The sequence below is a fragment of the Paenibacillus sp. FSL M7-0802 genome (assembly GCF_038004945.1).
Taxonomy (GTDB): Bacteria; Bacillota; Bacilli; order Paenibacillales; family Paenibacillaceae; genus Paenibacillus; species Paenibacillus polymyxa_B.
In genome coordinates, this window is sequence record NZ_JBBOSD010000001.1 from 5,894,052 (window position 1) to 5,911,367 (window position 17,316).

The following is a 17,316-nucleotide window of genomic DNA, read 5'->3' on the forward strand; positions in this document are numbered from 1 at the left end:
AAAATGAAAACTTTTATATCGCAAATGAAAGAAAAAATTATTCGCGAAGTACCAAAAATTGTGCAACCAAGCCTATACAAATAGAGTGGTTGCATTAAGTCAATTTACACTTAGCCTGATTTTAATCATTCATCTTTATGTTTTAGTTTCACTTTAACTTCATTAAAAAAAGCCGTTGTATCCCATACATTGAGACCAAAGTTTCCTTCTTTATAAGTTTGATCTTTTGTGTCGATAACTAATTTATTGTTCAAATAAACCTTAGTGATGTCGCCTTGCGCTTCTACTTTGAGATGATAATCTGTATTTGGCTGTAAATCCAGTTTTCCATCATTGTTATATGTCGCAATTTCATATCCGGTTCCATCAACAAATTTAATTAATTTTACAATATTATTTTTTATATCAACATTTGCTGCATACGAATTCTTTGCAGTTAAGTCAGAACGAAAAACCAATGAACCTGCTCCAATGGAGTTATCTATCAAATCTTTTTCAGAATTACCGGGGTGGGAATCTGTATCTGGCACGTTTATATTGGCTTCATATACAAAATTCCTGCCGGTCACTTTTGATACTATGAAAGCATCTCCCTTACTCTGTCCCTGTTTTCCATGAATGGTGTCCGCCCAGTTCCCGTTAACGATGGTCCAACCTGATAAGTTTGATTTAAAAGAAGAGTTCTTTTCTTTCCATACACTCTTTAGAGGATATAGGTCCAAAGATTTCAGCTTCACATTTCCGCCCTTACTATAAATTTTTAATCCTTTGCTTGCAGAATCCGCGAATATCTGATCGGTAATCACGGTCGTACCATCATTACCGAACACCTCTACAGCTGATCTATCAACAATTACCTGCAATTTAACCGTGCCGTTTTTTGCCTGTAATGGTCCCTCATGCTTGCCAACTACACTACTTCCGTAATCGAAATCTCCTGAATGAGTCCGGTCTACAAATAATTGTTCGTTGTAGACATCGTAACCGACAGTAGTATATTGATCACTTCCTTCACGGATCTTGAAGCCAAATTCTGTTGCCTTAGTATCCGATACATCAAACAAAGCGATCAGTTCAAATGTATCTTCTGATAAATTAGAAAGAAGATGGCTGTTACCCGATATCATTTTATTGGTATACGATATACGATCCCCTCTGTCACGAATGCTTTTTAGCGAAATAGGGGTTTGTTTTAAACGTAGACCCTTTGTGGTTTGAGTGAGCTCCATCTTCCGCGGCAGTGTTGTTGAACTTCTCCACGTTGAGGTGGGTGTATCGTTGGCATACTTCCAATTACTCATCCAGCCGAGCCAATATTTCTCACCCTTCTTCCCTTCTACTCCACTCCAATCCACAGCAGCATAAAAATCAGCGCCATAGTCAGTCCATAACACTTTATCGGAAGTATTTTCATTTTTAAACGTTTTACCGTCAAAGCTGCCTACAAAATACTGCATGCCCGATCCGCCTGCCGGAGCACCATCATTTATACTTACCTGTAGGACCCACTTTCTTTTTGAAGGATCGCCATCAACCGGCAATTCGACTAACGTAGGACATTCCCATACTCCTCCGATGCTGCCGTTTGTGGAAGGAATCCACTGTCCAGAAACAGCGGACCAATCTGTGAGGAGACCGCTTTGTTTCATATCTGTTTTCTCCGGCTCTTTTGCAACCTGGTCAACTTTATCCGATATGGTCCCTTCATTATAAACATTAACATCATCAACATTTATATGACCGTAACCATCTTTGGCATGGTCTACTACCTTGATATATAATACTTCACCAATATATTTGGACGCGTCCCATACGTATTTTGAATATTTTTCTTCATTAAATTTTATATTGGCCTGGCGGATCAATTCTTGATCGTCGGCTGCTCTGACCAATGATACATAGGTATTGTCGCCATCATCGCCTGCTCCTAGTAACAGATTGATTTCTCCGGATCCGCTTAATTTAAAATAGGAGGAATGCAGTTCACCCGTTGCTTCATCTCCCTCGTGAAGCTTGGAATATCCCCACAAGTGATAATTCCCCTCATGTCCGAAGGGTCCACCCCAATAAGTCGCTTCACTGGATACATGATCATTCGAAAAAGTATCACCCTGGGTCACCGTCCATCCGGTTAAATCGCCTGTTTCAAAATCATGATTGATGATTTCTTTCTCATCGGTCATGATATTTCTACCCAGTTGAACATCCTGAAATATCGCAGAAGAGTGCAAAAGATGTAATCCAAAATGGCCGGACAGGAAGGTTGCATCATCGATATCATGAATGAGATTTCCGTCCAGATACATCTTTATATTTGTTCCAAATGTGCTCACTTTTAAATCATGGCTTTGATAAGTATCCAGCGTTACTGTGGTTTCAGCCAGAACCGTTTTATTCCCGTCTTCCATTTTCACAATTTTCACTTTATCGTTTAAAGCATCGATACTCGCCATATATCCATTTTTCGCATCAGCATCCGTCCGGAAAACAAGTGATCCTGTTTCATCTCCTCCCTCTGACAAATCTATAATCGCATTATATATAAAGTTGTCCCCAGTCTTACCACTTATGATAAAAGCATCATCTGCAGATGTACCGCTTTTCCCCTCCATGGTATCTTCCCACCGGCCGGTTACAGCTGTCCAATTAGATAGATTGGTTGCAAAGTTAGAGGTGTTCTTGAAATTCACATTTCGGAAGGAAGCTGTTGAATTCCAGGCGGTCAGACCGTAATAACCATAATCAAATTCAGTATCCGTTTCTTTAATTACAGACTGATTATCTATAAACACCTGAATGTCATGACCATATACGTCTACCTGCACGTTGTAAGTTGATGAGGTTCCCAGGGTTAAAGACTTGCTAGCAATTTCTGTATTCGATCCATCGACATTCTTATTTAAAGTAACGACATCATTTTTGGCATCCAGGCTGACGACATAACCGTTTTTCGCATTCTTGTCAGCACGAAAAACCAGACCTCCTGAGCCTTCCCTGCCATTCTTTTTATTAAGAGTAATATCTCCCTCATAGGTGAATGAACCGCCTTCCTGTGAAGACATAGCGTACGAAGTGGTATCCACACTGTTGGCCTGTATTCCGTTATCTTCACCAAATTCGCTTGCATAGGTCCACTGTTTTAAATTGGGGGAAGTATACAACATTACTTTATTCGCTGCGGCCAAAGACATCACCCATTGTCTGGAGTCTTCATGCCAGAATACTTTAGGGTCTCGCCAATCCGATATCGGGGGATCCGGCATTACCGGATTTCCTTCATACTTGGTCCAGGTTCTGCCTCTATCTAAGCTGTACGCAATACTTTGAACCTGGCCGTTATCCCCGGAATGAGTGAAGATCGCAACCATCGCTTCTTTTCCGAACCCTGCTGTATTGTTCCAATCGATCACAGCACTTCCCGAGAAAATCTGACCGTTTTCATCTGGATATAACGCAATCGGTAAATGTTTCCAATGAATAAGGTCTTTGCTCACCGCATGCCCCCAATGCATCGGTCCCCATTTCGTCCCATAAGGATGATACTGGTAAAAAAGATGATATTCACCCTTATAATAAACCATTCCATTCGGGTCGTTCATCCAGTTAGCCTCAGGCGAAAAATGAATCTGATTACGGTAAGGTTCATCGTAATAACCAAGATCCGCTGCAAAGGCGGGAGTTAACGGTAAACTAAATACCATAAAGCAAATAAGCAGCATACTTAACTTCCTCTTCACCATCTTTCACATCCTATTTTAATATTTTGAACACCTAGTGTTATTCTTAACACCACAAATAAAGCGTTTACATTTATCTCTATAACTCAATATCTTATGTTTACGCTGTTTTGGTCACAAAAATCCGACAAAGTCCGGCCAAGGATGACTCCCTGACCGGCACGTTTTAAGCCAAAACCCCAAATGCGTACCCAATAATGCCTACTGCGAATAAAGCAAAAATCAGAGCAATTGCGTTCACTTTCTTTTTCAGTAGCCTCATGCATAAAAAGGTCAATAATAGTGGTAAAAGTCCGGGCATCAATTGATCCAAAATCATCTGAACGGTCGTAATAACCTCTTTTCCATCCGTTCCCACATATCTTGATACCACCAGCGGCACATTCAGGGTGGTCCATTTGGAAACAAGTGCGCCCATAACGAAAAGCCCCAGTATGGAGGCTGACTCCGTGAGTTTTTGCAACCGGTTTCCAGACATATCGGAGACAATCTCCGTACCTTTGTGATAACCGTATTTCAGACCGTACCATTTCGTTGCCAAGCGTGCGGTGTTAAAGAGAAGGAAGAAAAGAACCGGTCCGACAAGGCTGCCGGATAAGGCGATTGAGGCTCCGAGTGCAGCCAGAACCGGGCGTAAAGTCCCCCAGTAAATGGGGTCACCCACTCCCGCAAGGGGTCCCATTAAACCGACTTTGACTCCACTTATGGTGGCATTGTCAATCGGCTGGCCGCTTGCTTTCTGCTCTTCCATCGCAGCCGTTACACCCATAATAGGCGCCGAGATAAACGGTTGAGTGTTGAAAAATTCCAGATGTCTTTTCAATGCCTCTTTTTGATCTTCTTTCTTGCTGTACAGCCGCTTAATCGCAGGGATCAAGGTGACACAGAAACCGATCGACTGCATTCGCTCAAAATTGAACGAGCCTAACAGGAAGCATGAACGGACAAACATCTTATTTAAATCACTTTTAGTCAGCTTCTTTTCTTTCATAGTGCTCTCCTCTCCCTTCAGGTAGTTACTATAACTCTTCAATTTCTTCCATCTTCTCATTACGCTGGTTGTATTTTGGGCTCAGCTGGATGTAAAGCAGAGCCAGAACCGCGCCAATGACCCCAAAACCAACCAGATTAATGCCGGTAAAAGCTGCAATGACAAAGCCCAGAAAGAAGAATGGCATCAGGTATTTGGCTGCCATCATATTAATGACCATCGCATACCCTACGACTACGATAAAGCCGCCCGCAATTTGTAGTCCTCTTGTGATAACCTCCGGAATTGCGTTAAGCATAGCAGTCACCAGGCCCGTTTCTGCGGCAACTGCCACCAAAACAGCGGGCAAAGCAACGCGCAGACCTTGCAAAAGTAAGGCAATAAAGTGACATAGCTCAATTCCTTTGAAATTTGCAGATTCCGCATACTTATCAGCTAAATGCTGGAAGAAGACAGTAATCGTCCTGACAAAAATGGTAAGCACTTGTCCGGCGGCTGCAATTGGAATCGCAACGGCAATTCCGGCGCCGATCGATTGATGGCCGACGATGACCAAAATGGTTGAAACCACACTGGCTAGAGCAGCGTCTGGTGCCATGGATGCTCCTACATTCATCCATCCCAAAGCCATTAATTCCAGAGTACCGCCAAGTATAATGCCAGTTTTGAGATCACCAAGGACAAGGCCAATCAACGTACACGCAATCAGAGGACGATGGGTTTGCCCTTCATCTAGAACGCTACCCATGCCACATATGGCCGCTACCAGTGTTACCATCACAATTTGAAAAACAGTCATTTCTATAACTCCTCTCTAGTTGCCGCCTGGTATTTACGATCACAAATCCTGCAGTTTGGTAATCAAGTTGATTTTCGGATCACTGGCTACTTTTCTGATTTCCAGCTCAATGCCTCTTTCATGCAGCTTACGAAATGCATCTACATCCTGTTGGTTTACGGATACCGCCCCGGTAATCTGTGTCTTTCCTTCCTTAAAACACATTCCTCCAACATTCACCGAGCGGATGGGTACTCCCCCTTCTACAACCCGCAGTACATCCGTAGGGTTGGTAAAGAGGAACAATGTTTTAAAATCACTGTATTTGGGGTTATTATAAGCCTCTATCGCTTTGTTAATCGTTACGACATACGCCTTAATTCCAGGCGGCGACACCTGAAGCAATAAGGTTTTGCGTAATGTATCCGCTGCGACTTCATCGCTAACCGCGATGATCTTGTTGCACTTCGCTTCTTTCACCCAAACGGTCGCCACCTGACCGTGAATCAGACGGTCATCAATACGAACTAATGCAATTTCCATTCTATAATTCCTCCTCTAATTGACTGTTTCGAATGGCACGAAAAGACATCATGGAATCGTGCCCCGCATGTATCGCTAGATTTACCAAATTCTCCACTTGTTCAATCCCTCTGTTTGCAAGAAGGTCAACGATCATTGGCAGGTTTACTCCTGTCACAATATCCATTTTTTCATGGTTAACTGCAATTCGGCTGGCAGCATTATAAGGACTGCCGCCGAATAGATCAACAAGGAAGATAACACCGTCCGTCCAATCCAGCGATGCCAACGCAGCCTTATATTTCTCTACAAGTCCGCTGACACTTTCACCTGGTTCAAACGTAACACCTGCCACATTATCCAATTGGCCGAAAACCATTTCTGTTGACCTCAGTATTTCTTCAGAAAATTTCCCGTGTGTCCCAACAATTACACCGATCATCTGTCTCACCCCCTTTGTTTCTCTCCACATATATCTATGATGCAAGTTCTGTGCCAAACTTCTGTATAGATCAGAGGGAATTTTGTAAACAACAAAAAAACCCCCGTTGCGTCGGAGGTTTTTTCCAGTCTGAACAGATCATTATTTATCAATCTCCACTGCTTTCATACACATATGAAAGCGTTTTATACTCTTTGGCCATTACTGTGGAATAAAGTTATATACTTCGCTCAACATTTCGCAAATATAATATTTTTCGTCATCAGAAAGAGTAAGATTCATACCAGAAACAAATATGCTGCATGAACGGTTTACCACCTCGAATATGTGCTGGTCGAGCTGTTTCACTTCCCCCTGATAAACAAGTCCATCGCGAATAACCATACGTTCCAGCGCATAAGCTGTGTGAGTAGAAATTTGGACTTTTGTTGCATAATCAAATTTGACTTCTAATCCAAGTTCCAGCTCTTGCACAAATCTCATCACCATTCCCAGAATTTTGTGGGGATTCAAATAAGTCATAAATTCTTTCAGGCTTTCCTCGCATAACTCCCTGACGACTACACTTTGATCCACAGCAGGGATCTGTTTGTTATTCAGCAGTAGCTCTCTCAATGTCTGCTCACCGCTTGCTTCAATCAGCTTTTCCAAAGGAATAAACGGGATTTCCGGCTCGCTTGGCCGTTTTACTCCAATCACAGCAAGAATTGTTCGCTTAGACCGCATATCCTGGACCACTTTATCCAACTCCCTTACGTTTGCCGGGACAACAAGTATTTCCTCATCCGTCAAATCGCAGACAATTTTCTCTACAAACTCTTTCAATTTGACCGCTGCACCTTTGCCGGAGGAGCAAACCGTCACAATTGCCTTATGAACTACTTTCACTGCGGCGCTGCTATTGTTATATCCCCTGAAATCCTTTAGCGATTGGTATATTTCCTCTATCCCCATGTCAAAAACACTGGCCTTTCGGACAGCCTCCAGCGTGAGCGGAGTTGAAACCATATCAATAGTCTTTACATTGATTCCAACACGTTCCATAATAGTTTCTTCAAGATTGAGCAAAGAGCCCATATCAACCAGCAGCAACACGCCTCTACCACGGTCAATGCTCTTTACTTTATCGATAATAAGCTCCAAAATTTCCCTAGGACTGACATCGAGAGGCATATCAACAGCACAAAGATTAGAACTGCCCAGCAAGCTGTCTACGACGCCGACGATGCTGCTCGCTGTACTGGTACCGTGTGCTGCCACAATAATTCCCACACTACCCTGTCGTTCTTCCTCAACAGATTTCAGAAGAATCGCCATATAAGTTATTTCGGCCTCCGGTACATGTACACCAAACTTAGACTCGATCAAACTTTTGATAGTCTGGGCCAGTCTGTACTCTTCATCATGTTCATTCATCGGTTCATAGATTCGTGCATCACCGTATTTTTTCTCTCTGGTGCGCTTGAAAAAGGCGCTTAAATGAAGACTGAAAGCATACACGAATCTCTCGCTGTAAATTCGGTTTAGTTCCTTTTTGGCCATTTCCTTAATCTGCTCGGAGAATTCAAGGATGTCTTTGTCCACAATTTTCAGAATTCGTTCCCTGCTCCCCTTGGTGTTATAAAAACGGTTATAAAAGCTTTTAATATGGATATTGACATCCGTAGCAATAAATCTGTGGATGTAGGCGTCGTCTAGCCCTTCTTCCTTCAGCATGCCAATCTTGTCTTCAATTAGTTTGTAAAGGTTAAACGGCAGCTCGGAAACAACCTCTTCATCCAAAGCTTTTCTTCCTTCAGGAGTAATGTATAGGCACGAGGAAATACATCCGATTTCCTTCATCTTATATTGCGTTTTATCAATATTAAACAAACCATCTCGGATATTTCCCGGCAGGTTTTTAAAATCAAGTCCTATTTCTTCTTTGTTTTCATGTATGCTGTTTAAAAAACCTTTAGCGCATACCAGCTGGATGTTCGACTTTAACTGGCCGATATTGCCGTAGGTGACGCTGCCGATCAGTGCTCTTACTACCTCTGGTTCAATCCTAATCGGCTTGTTTACCCTATTGGCCTCGTTAGCAAACAAATGCTTCAAAATCAGCATTTGCTCCTCAATTGCACGTTCCTGAAGGGAAGGGATATTGATTGTGATGGGTATGCGCCTAATGAAGGTTTTCAGCATGGATGATCCGGGATCCTCCGTCGTAGCTCCAATCAATAACACACTCGCATCTCTTTTTCGATCCGTTTCGCCCAATTTGTTATAGGTGTGAGTATCCATGAAATAGAAAATCATTTCCTGGCCTTCCGGGGGTAAACGGTGAATCTCATCCAAAAACAGGATGCCTCCGTCAGCTTTCTCCACCAGCCCTGCTTTTTCATGATCAGCGCCTGTAAACGCCCCTTTAACGTGACCAAAGATGTGGGAAAGTAGCAAGTGGGGGTTATTGAAATAATCAGCGCAGTTAAAAACGATAAATGGCGCATGCTCTGAAAACCGCTTCATATACTTGCCATAATGGTACATCAACCTGGCAAACATAGTTTTTCCAACACCCGTCTGCCCGACTATCAGGGTATGCAGACCTCTAGGAGGATACAGAATCGCTGCCTTCCCCTGCTCAACCTGGTTACGCATACTGCCCCTGAAACCGATCAAGGCATGGAACGGATCGACCTGTTCGTCAGGCAGCAATACCTCTTTGATGCTTTTGACCTCAATTTGTTTCTCTTTCAGCCGAACCCGAAAGGTGTCCTCGATAATTTGCTTGTGCAGAAATCTGACCGGTCTTCCTTTGATTTTAAGGATTAGATCGTCACGCAGCAGATTATTCAACTCTTTGCTCACATTGTTTCTCAACATCTTTTGATCATCAGCAATTTCCGCAGCCGTAATCCCTTCCCCCGCAAATAAAGCCTCTTTGGAAATTTTCTTGGTGCTTTCGGCAATATACTCTAAAATCTTATCTATTCTTTTCACCTGTATTCCTCCAGCCTGAATCAGTCATTGGAAATTGATTTCAACCTGCTTATTTAGGGAACAGAATATGGTTTTTCAGCGCATGAGCTACTCCATCCTCGTCATTCGAAAGAGTAACGGTGTTGGCAGCAGCTTTGACCTCAAGGGGAGCATTTTCCATGGCAATGCCAAGTCCTGCAAAGGCCAGCATGTCGATATCATTGTAGTTGTCACCAATAGCCAGACAATCGCTTTGTTTCAGTTGGTACTCTTTTAGCAGAATTTGAATGGCTGCGGTTTTGGAAGCCTTTTTTGACATGATTTCCAGATAAGTAGGCTTGGATAAGTAGAGATTTACTTCTTCGCCGTATACGGGTCGCAATACTTGAAGGACGCGTCTGATCTCTTCGGGATCACCCATGCACAAAATTTTACTGGTTCCATCAGTCTCTTCCCTCCAACCATTGGTAAGCTTAGAAAAACTATAAATGCGAGGCTCGATATTGGTGATGTCACGTTCTTGAAGCGCCCATGCATCCAATTGCTCAATATACCACTCATCATCCTTATACAGGCTTACGTGAAGATCATAGGCAGCCAGGCTGTCAAGCAAACGCTGTGTCATTTTCTTATCTATATAACGGGTGTTCAGCTTGTTCCCGTGTTTATCTATAACAAGTGCCCCACTGTAGCATATGAGAGGCTCCGAAATACCAAGATGCTTCTGCAATGGAATAATTGCTTTTGGCATTCGCGCAGAGACAAGAACCACTGGAATCTGCTTATCATTTATAACCTGGAGAATGGTTTCTTTGGTTGCTTCCGTGATTTGATGCGCCGAGTTAAGCAGCGTCCCGTCAATATCAATGCAGACAATTTTATAAGTTTCCATAAATGATTCCTCCAGCTCCAGTGTATTTTGTTATTCAATGAATGAGTATACAAGAAAGATAGTGTATATAACCAAAAATACAACACACATAATAACTGTTACTTATTACGACAAGCTTTGGCTTGTTTTGAATCGTTTCTATCAGATAAAATTACTCGGTAACGTTAACATCTAGGCAGGAGAATTGCATAGGCATAGAGAAGTAGATCTTTCATAAATGACTGACTGTGAATTTGTGCCGGAAATGTATGGAAAAGGAGTTTGAATAAGTCAATGATACGATATGGATTACAACAGGAACAAGGATTCAAGCTGGTTATGACGCCCGAATTGCGACAAGCAATCACGATTTTGCAATATTCTTCGGCTGATTTAATATCCTTTCTGCATGAACAGGCGAACAATAATCCAGTCATTGATTTGCCGGAGTTTAATATGTCCATAGGCAGTACTAAAGAAGAAGCAGAGCGGTTTTCACAGAAAGATCAAGGAGATCTGCTTGAACATTATCGTGGCGGAGAAAAATATCCATCGGTCCAGCAAGCAAACCCCGTTACATTTCTGGATTTTGTTCCCAATCCGAATGATACCCTGTTTGAACACCTGAACAGGCAGCTTGGACTGGTATGTGGGCTTACAAATTCACAGCGTATGGTGGCACGGTACCTCATTGGCAATTTGAACGAAATGGGATATTTAGAACTTGATGTTCCAACAGTCGCCTCACTAGTGGACGTTCCCATAGCCGAAATTGAGGATATGCTCTTGGTGATACAGAGTTTTGATCCACCGGGGATCGCCTCTTACAGCTTGGAAGAGTGTCTTCTTCTCCAGCTCCAGCTTGCTGGCATGGATGATGAATGCATAGTCAGAATGGTAAGCAACCATCTGGCTGATCTGGCAAACAATCGGATACAAAAAATTGCGGATGCTCTTGAAATCGGTAGGCGAGAGGTTATACAGATGGCCGATCGAATTCGCAAGCTAAATCCATGCCCGGGCGCAGCATTTGCTCATAAAGAGCAGCAATACATCATAGCAGATATCACGGTCGAAAAAGCCAACGGCGAATATCTTGTCCTGATTAATGACATTAGTGCGCCGCGGGTTGAGATCAACCCTTTTTACCAGCAAATGATGCGGGATCTACCGAATAGTGAAACCAAACTTTTTATCCATGAGAAGATGAATACGGCAAAATGGCTGATCAATAGCCTGAAGCAACGTCGGCTGACCCTTCTACGGGTTGCCAAGGCCATTGTGGAAAAGCAACAGGATTTTTTTGAGCATGGCGTGTATTTCCTCAAACCAATCACCCAAAAGGAGATTGCCGAAAAGACGGGCTTACACGAATCCACGGTCAGCAGGGCGGTCAGTAATAAATTTATACAGACGCCTCGCGGATTGTTCGAACTCAAATTCTTCTTTACTTCCTCCTTGACGTCAGCGGACGGAGATGCTGCTTCATCGGAGAGTGCAAAAAAGCGTATCAAAAATTTGATAGATGATGAGGACAAGCAAAAACCGTTATCGGATCAGGCTATTACTACCCTGCTGGGAAAGGAAGGTTTGCATTTATCACGCAGAACCGTGGCGAAATATCGAGAAGAACTAAGATATCTTTCTTCTGCCAAAAGAAAAAAGTTTGAAGTTTGAATGGTTAAAGATAGTGGCGATGCAGCAAGACAGGCAACGTCTCAGGAAAGCCTTGATCCGACTCGCTAGTTCTTGAATTCACCATTACACCCCCTTTCTTGAACTAGGATGTTTTCACTTTTGAAACGTTTCCAATTTGCTGTAAGAAAAACGTCAGTTAGTAGATCCACACTATGAATCGAAAGAATGAGGCTAATATTTTTCAATAAAATCATGTAGTTTCGCCTTGCTTGAAGACAACGGGGAGACGATACACTTGCTGATCTAAAGTTTCACCTTCGATTTTCTTATAAAGTAATCTGATTGTCATACGTGCCATCTCCTCCACTGGCTGCCTGATTGTAGACAATATCGGATGAAAATAAGGATGATCCTGAATCCCGTCGTAGCCGATAACCTTTACATCCTCTGGAACGCGAATGCCCTCCCTGCGCGCTCTTTCTATATAGCTGGCGGCTAACATATCGGTAATAGCAAAAGTGCCGTCCACATCGCGGTGCTCATTTAGGAACTCGTTAAAATAGGCATCGTCGTCCACTATAGGGTCGGGCTTCTCGTAGATTACATAATCGACTCCCAATGTTTGCGCTTCATGAATGAAACCTTTTCTCCGATTCATGGTTTCACTGAAAACGGAAGTGACGCTTCCCATAAAAGCCGGTTTCTGGGCTCCCGCTTTAACAAGCTCCCTCAAAGCCAGACGCCCTCCCTCATAATTATCGGAGGTCACACAGGTAATTTTTTTGTTGAAGTGCCTATCAATACTTACAATCGGAATGTCATTGCTTACGCTATTCTCTATATCATTGTAAGTAATGCCGACAATACCAGCCACTTTGTTTTGCCGTAGCATATCCAGATAATATAGTTCCTTTTCGGGCTTGCCGCCGCTATTACATAACATGAGCTTAAAGCCTTCCCTATCCAACTCATCCTCAATGTAATAAGCCAGTTCAGAAAAAAAAGGATGCCAGATACTTGGAAGCAGCAAGGCTACCATCTTGGATTTCCTCATCTTGAAATTTCGAGCGACTTCATTAGGAAAATAATTCAGTTCTTGTATAGCTTTCTCCACTTTCCTGCGTGTTTCTGGTTTTACAGAGCCCGAGTTGTTAATAACGCGGGACACCGTTCCCACAGCTACGCCAGCTATGTTAGCTACATCTTTAATACTTGGCATCTCCCTCCCCCTATCTCTCTTTATGAAAATTATAATAACACTAAGATGGAAACGTTTCAATTATGTTTGAAACGCTTTTTTTGCTGACTGTTTTCATGCTTCCTAAAGAATGTCTTCGCTTTAATGAAGCTCTATTGTCAGTTGTATGCGGATCTAAAAAACAAGGCTTGTGATGAAAATTATCATTAGAGAGAACGGTTAAAATCTGTATCAATTTTTGTTCCGGAAATATGCCTATGCTTGCTCAAGCGTTCTCTCCAGTACATCCGTCAGAAAAATGATTTGCTCCTCGAGCTTGCCCTTTTCATGACTACAAATGCCCACGGCCTTTATAAAAGCTTTTTATCTTCCCTGCCGAGCTGAAGCGCCAGTGTGGATTCCATTAGATATACGTCCTTGTCCTCTACATCTGTTCATATTCATCTCTATCCTTCTTGTTTTAGTGGTTAATCCTAAATTTCCCCCGAAAGACACGAATAGCGTTATTAAAAGTTACGTGCCCACCGTTTCTTTAGTCCCATTTGCCAATTTATCGAAGAGATCACGTTAAATTTGTAAAGGCAGCCGATAATCGGCTGCCTTTACGTTTAAATAGTGTCTGCAAAATTATATTTCTTATCTTCTAGAATAGGCTTGCAGATTTGCGTATATAGGCCTTACAAGAGCACATTTCTCAAGTGCTTGCCGTATCAACATTTGCCCAATAGAGCCGCTGGTGCCAAACAGGTAAAGCCTTCCTGGAAAGTGTCTTAGAACGTTGATGCTACTTTGGCTACTTCTTGAAGTCCTTCTTTTACAATCACTTCTGCACGATCCTTGTACTGATTATGTCCTTCAATAATAACATCGGTAGTTTGAATTCCGAAAAGGCCAAGATTCATCTTCACTGGTTTAACCGCTGATTCGAAGGATGCCATCGGCTCTATCGAGTACATTCCTCCACGTGCGCTTAGCAATGCGATTTTTTTATCACCGGCAAGACCAACAGGACCTTCAGCAGTAAATTTAAATGTTTTGCCAACCTGGGAGATATGAGCGATGTAGTTGACCAACGGTGCAGGTGCCATGGTGTTCCAGAGTGGAAAGGCAATGACTACTTTATCTGCGGCAAGGAATTGATCCAGATAACGATTGGACGTTGTTGTGGCTTCCAACTCTTCTGCCGTAAGTTCATAACCTTGACTTAATTTATAGATGCCTGTGATCACAGTATTCCCATAAGTAGGAAGGTTCTCTACGAACAAATCAAGTTCAGTAATTACATCAGACGAATGGGTATCTTTATAAGTCTTGAGAAAAGTCTCATACATCTGAACACTTACTGCTTGATCTGCTGGACGATCATTCGCTTTAATAAAAAGTACATTGGACATAGTAATTTCTCCCTTATAGTAAGATATTTATCTCAGTTCATTTCATATTGTGCCTTTTTTAAGCACATTTAAAACTTTTAAATGCAACTGCGATGAGCACATTATAATTCATTTATTCCTTAATCTCAACTCCTATTTCTGTACGAATGTTAGGTTACATAATATGCTTTATAACGTTGTAGTACAGGAGTGACACCTGATTGTTTGGTCAGTAGGAGCAATGGCGTTTTGAGGGGGAGCCCTTTCACAGTATTCGTAACCATATATATCTATCATCTGAATACATCTATAGATGACTAACCGTGATCGATGAGAAGGTATACTTTTAAACATTTTTCTTACAACTAGGGTTTTAAATAACTTACTTTCGTCTATTGATTGAACTTACCATCAAAATTTATATGACTATCTAAAAGATATTGGGAACGGGTCTATTCTGGTAGTATCCTTTAATACTTTAACCGGTATTACCATACCAGTGCTGTTCTCTATATACAATAGTTGCAAGTATGCGCAATTGTGGGGATGAGCGATCAGTGTACTGTTATAACAAAATCCAGCAAGAAAATAAAAAGTCGCCAATATGGCGACATCTTTAACTCTTAACCACTAAGGCAGCATCATTGGTTAAAGCTTTTGAGATGCATCTTTGAAACAGCACATTACAAATTTATGCCTGTTTTTTATTTTTTTACTAATTAAAGTAAATCTATACGGTTAGCGACATCATCGATTGTAAACTGACTCAAATATTTTATAGTGTGCTGTTCAGTTTCATACAGAATTTTTTCCAATTCAAGATCAAGCTGTTTAGCGGCATCTCCACAATCGATATCAAAATCAGATTCTGATATATCCGTATTTACTGCATAATAAATATCACCTAAAGTAATTAGACTGGGAGCTTTTCGTAAAATGTAGCCCCCCTCACGTCCACCTTTTGACTCCACGATACCTGCAATGGTTAAAGACTGCATGACTCTTCTCATGAATGTAGCATGCGATTTAACTTGACTCGCAATCATTGCACTAGATAAAACGCTGTTACTTTTTGCTAGCCATACGACAGAATGAACGGCTATTTTAAAACGGGGAGGACCAATGTGGATTCCGCGATTTGCTGTACTCATATGAACACACCTTTTCTCTGTTTAGTTATTATTGGTTATTTAAACTGAATTGGAACTGATAATAAGCTTTAAATATTCTCAATTCGTTCTGCTAAAGAATATATACCTTTTTCTTTCCCGTATATTCAATAATAATCTGCACCGACTCCTTAAACCGCAGCGCATGCACAATCTCCCGCTCCCGCAGAAACTTGAGGCTGTCTTACAGATCCACATCATCCGTCTTGTCAATCAGCCACTGGTATGTAGCTTGGGCCTTTTCTTCGGCGGCTATTTACTCATACAAATCTGCCAGTGGATCACCTCTAGCCACGTGTAGGTCGTGATGAACGGAACCCCTGTTGCACTGTTGTAGAACAAGACTACTAGACTGCCGCTGCTTTATTAACTAACGTACCCAGTTAGCATAATGACCTGTTTGTTGACTATATGTCCCTAGATTAAGTTCCCCTTTAATAAAGACTGTTCGGCATAAGAAGATCTCTCTTAGAGAGAGCGTTACTTTGTCTGATTGAACAACTAACGTACACCTTCCTCAATAAAAAATTTCAGCCCTTGAGAAAGATAAGGTATCAGCAATTGGATATATTCTTCAGCTGGCCTTGTATCGTTATATTGCCAGTTAACGGCCGCCCCGTAAATGCTCCAGCTTAACATTACAGATGCAATTCGAACGGATTCCTCACGGACTCCTGCATTCTGATTCATCATCATCTCGAAAAATACTTGCTCAAGTTCTTTCTTAATTATCGCTTCTATTACAGAAGTAAATGATTCGAAGCTTTTTCGACATTGGGAAGCCAGCGAAGATTGAAATTGAGTAACCGACATAAATACACTGGCAAGCGTCGTTTCATTGAGCTGGTCATGTATTGAAATTTCTCTCATTACGTTCGTCATTAGATGTTCTTCCAGTGTTTTTTCGAGCAGATCGTATTTATCCATAAAATGATAGTAAAAGGTGGCACGGTTGATCGTTGCTTCTGATGTAATGTCTTTAATACTGATATTCTTAAAATCCTTTTTCGTTGAGAGGAGAAGAAATGCATCCATAATTAATCTGCGTGTACGTACAAAACGTGGATCGAGCCTGTTTTCCGTCATCTCATCTCACCTCCACTTTTTAGACATTTCACTGCATATGTCGTATATCCGATAAAAACGTAATTTTATCGGTTGAACATTAGCTACCAGTACTTACAATATAACTATACAACAAGTGTTGTAGAAATAATAGATGTATGAAAGACGAGGCTACGTTATGATAATTACAATTTTTGGCGCCAGCGGCGCTATAGGAAAGTTGGTCGTAAAAGAAGCTTTAACACACGGCGACCAGGTAGTGGCTTATGTAAGAAGAGCGGATGCTCTGCCTGAAAATCACCCGAATTTACAAGTGGTTGTCGGTAGCCTGGATGACCACCGCAAAATGAAAGATGCGTTTACAAATTCAGACGCCGTGATCAGCGCGCTTGGACCGGCGCAGGATAAATCCAGAAAAGTGAAGGATTTGTCGATCCCCGGGCTCATGAAACCATCATTCAAACCATGCAGGCTTTAAATAAAAAACGTTTTGTCACACTGGGGACGCCTACCGTGAAAGCAAAAGAAGACCGTTCACAAATCAAACATAGAATGGACTGTCGTACGCATT

Annotated in this window: 13 protein-coding genes and 1 pseudogene; 2 read left to right on the forward strand and 12 right to left on the reverse strand. The window is 41.9% G+C overall.

What is annotated here, in order from left to right; all coding sequences use genetic code 11:
* Nucleotides 1-125: 125 nt before the first annotated feature.
* The 7 genes from MHB54_RS26825 to MHB54_RS26855 all read right to left on the reverse strand — a co-directional run bounded on the left by MHB54_RS26825 (nt 126) and on the right by MHB54_RS26855 (nt 10,323).
* On the reverse strand, nt 126-3,740 hold the full coding sequence (locus MHB54_RS26825; protein WP_413630575.1) for a GH32 C-terminal domain-containing protein: 3,615 nt from the start codon (nt 3,738-3,740) through the stop codon (nt 126-128).
* Between the two features lie 163 nt (nt 3,741-3,903).
* Nucleotides 3,904-4,728 carry a PTS mannose transporter subunit IID gene (gene manZ, locus MHB54_RS26830; protein WP_013309479.1) on the reverse strand — a complete coding sequence of 275 codons (825 nt, stop codon included), beginning with the start codon at nt 4,726-4,728 and terminating at the stop codon, nt 3,904-3,906.
* Between the two features lie 28 nt (nt 4,729-4,756).
* Nucleotides 4,757-5,527 (reverse strand): PTS mannose/fructose/sorbose transporter subunit IIC, encoded by a 771-nt coding sequence (locus MHB54_RS26835; RefSeq protein WP_264453755.1) that lies wholly within the window; start codon nt 5,525-5,527, stop codon nt 4,757-4,759.
* A 39-nt stretch (nt 5,528-5,566) separates the two neighbouring features.
* On the reverse strand, nt 5,567-6,049 hold the full coding sequence (locus MHB54_RS26840) for a mannose/fructose/sorbose PTS transporter subunit IIB (protein WP_023988665.1): 483 nt from the start codon (nt 6,047-6,049) through the stop codon (nt 5,567-5,569).
* Between the two features lies 1 nt (nt 6,050).
* The gene (locus MHB54_RS26845; RefSeq protein WP_013309476.1) at nt 6,051-6,470 is read right to left on the reverse strand and encodes a PTS sugar transporter subunit IIA; all 420 of its coding nucleotides are present in this window, start codon (nt 6,468-6,470) and stop codon (nt 6,051-6,053) included.
* A 201-nt stretch (nt 6,471-6,671) separates the two neighbouring features.
* Nucleotides 6,672-9,452 (reverse strand): sigma-54-dependent transcriptional regulator, encoded by a 2,781-nt coding sequence (locus tag MHB54_RS26850; RefSeq protein WP_071558717.1) that lies wholly within the window; start codon nt 9,450-9,452, stop codon nt 6,672-6,674.
* Nucleotides 9,453-9,501: 49 nt separating this feature from the next.
* Entirely contained in the window at nt 9,502-10,323 is an 822-nt protein-coding gene (locus tag MHB54_RS26855) for a Cof-type HAD-IIB family hydrolase (protein ID WP_068938406.1), read from the reverse strand.
* A 273-nt stretch (nt 10,324-10,596) separates the two neighbouring features.
* Here MHB54_RS26855 and rpoN point away from each other — a divergent pair, with 273 nt between their 5' ends.
* On the forward strand, nt 10,597-11,979 hold the full coding sequence (rpoN, locus tag MHB54_RS26860) for an RNA polymerase factor sigma-54 (protein ID WP_264453756.1): 1,383 nt from the start codon (nt 10,597-10,599) through the stop codon (nt 11,977-11,979).
* 211 nt (nt 11,980-12,190) lie between these two features.
* Here the strand turns inward: rpoN and MHB54_RS26865 are convergent, their stop codons facing one another.
* From MHB54_RS26865 to MHB54_RS26885, 5 genes and pseudogenes are all read right to left on the reverse strand, one after another.
* Nucleotides 12,191-13,159: a LacI family DNA-binding transcriptional regulator gene (locus MHB54_RS26865; protein WP_264453757.1), complete on the reverse strand. Its 969-nt coding sequence runs from the start codon at nt 13,157-13,159 to the stop codon at nt 12,191-12,193.
* A gap of 749 nt (nt 13,160-13,908) precedes the next feature.
* Complete coding sequence (locus MHB54_RS26870; RefSeq protein ID WP_305953850.1) at nt 13,909-14,559, reverse strand: FMN-dependent NADH-azoreductase; 651 nt, start codon at nt 14,557-14,559, stop codon at nt 13,909-13,911.
* 671 nt (nt 14,560-15,230) lie between these two features.
* Entirely contained in the window at nt 15,231-15,662 is a 432-nt protein-coding gene (locus MHB54_RS26875) for an RrF2 family transcriptional regulator (RefSeq protein WP_023988659.1), read from the reverse strand.
* A gap of 91 nt (nt 15,663-15,753) precedes the next feature.
* Nucleotides 15,754-16,022: pseudogene (locus MHB54_RS26880) on the reverse strand (manganese catalase family protein); the annotation flags it as partial.
* Nucleotides 16,023-16,181: 159 nt separating this feature from the next.
* A complete protein-coding gene (locus MHB54_RS26885; RefSeq protein WP_023988658.1) occupies nt 16,182-16,766 on the reverse strand; it encodes a TetR/AcrR family transcriptional regulator in 585 nt (194 codons plus the stop codon).
* A gap of 157 nt (nt 16,767-16,923) precedes the next feature.
* Here MHB54_RS26885 and MHB54_RS26890 point away from each other — a divergent pair, with 157 nt between their 5' ends.
* Nucleotides 16,924-17,223, forward strand: coding sequence for an NAD(P)-dependent oxidoreductase (locus MHB54_RS26890; protein ID WP_179085403.1), 300 nt, complete (start codon nt 16,924-16,926; stop codon nt 17,221-17,223).
* The last annotated feature ends 93 nt before the right edge of the window (nt 17,224-17,316 follow it).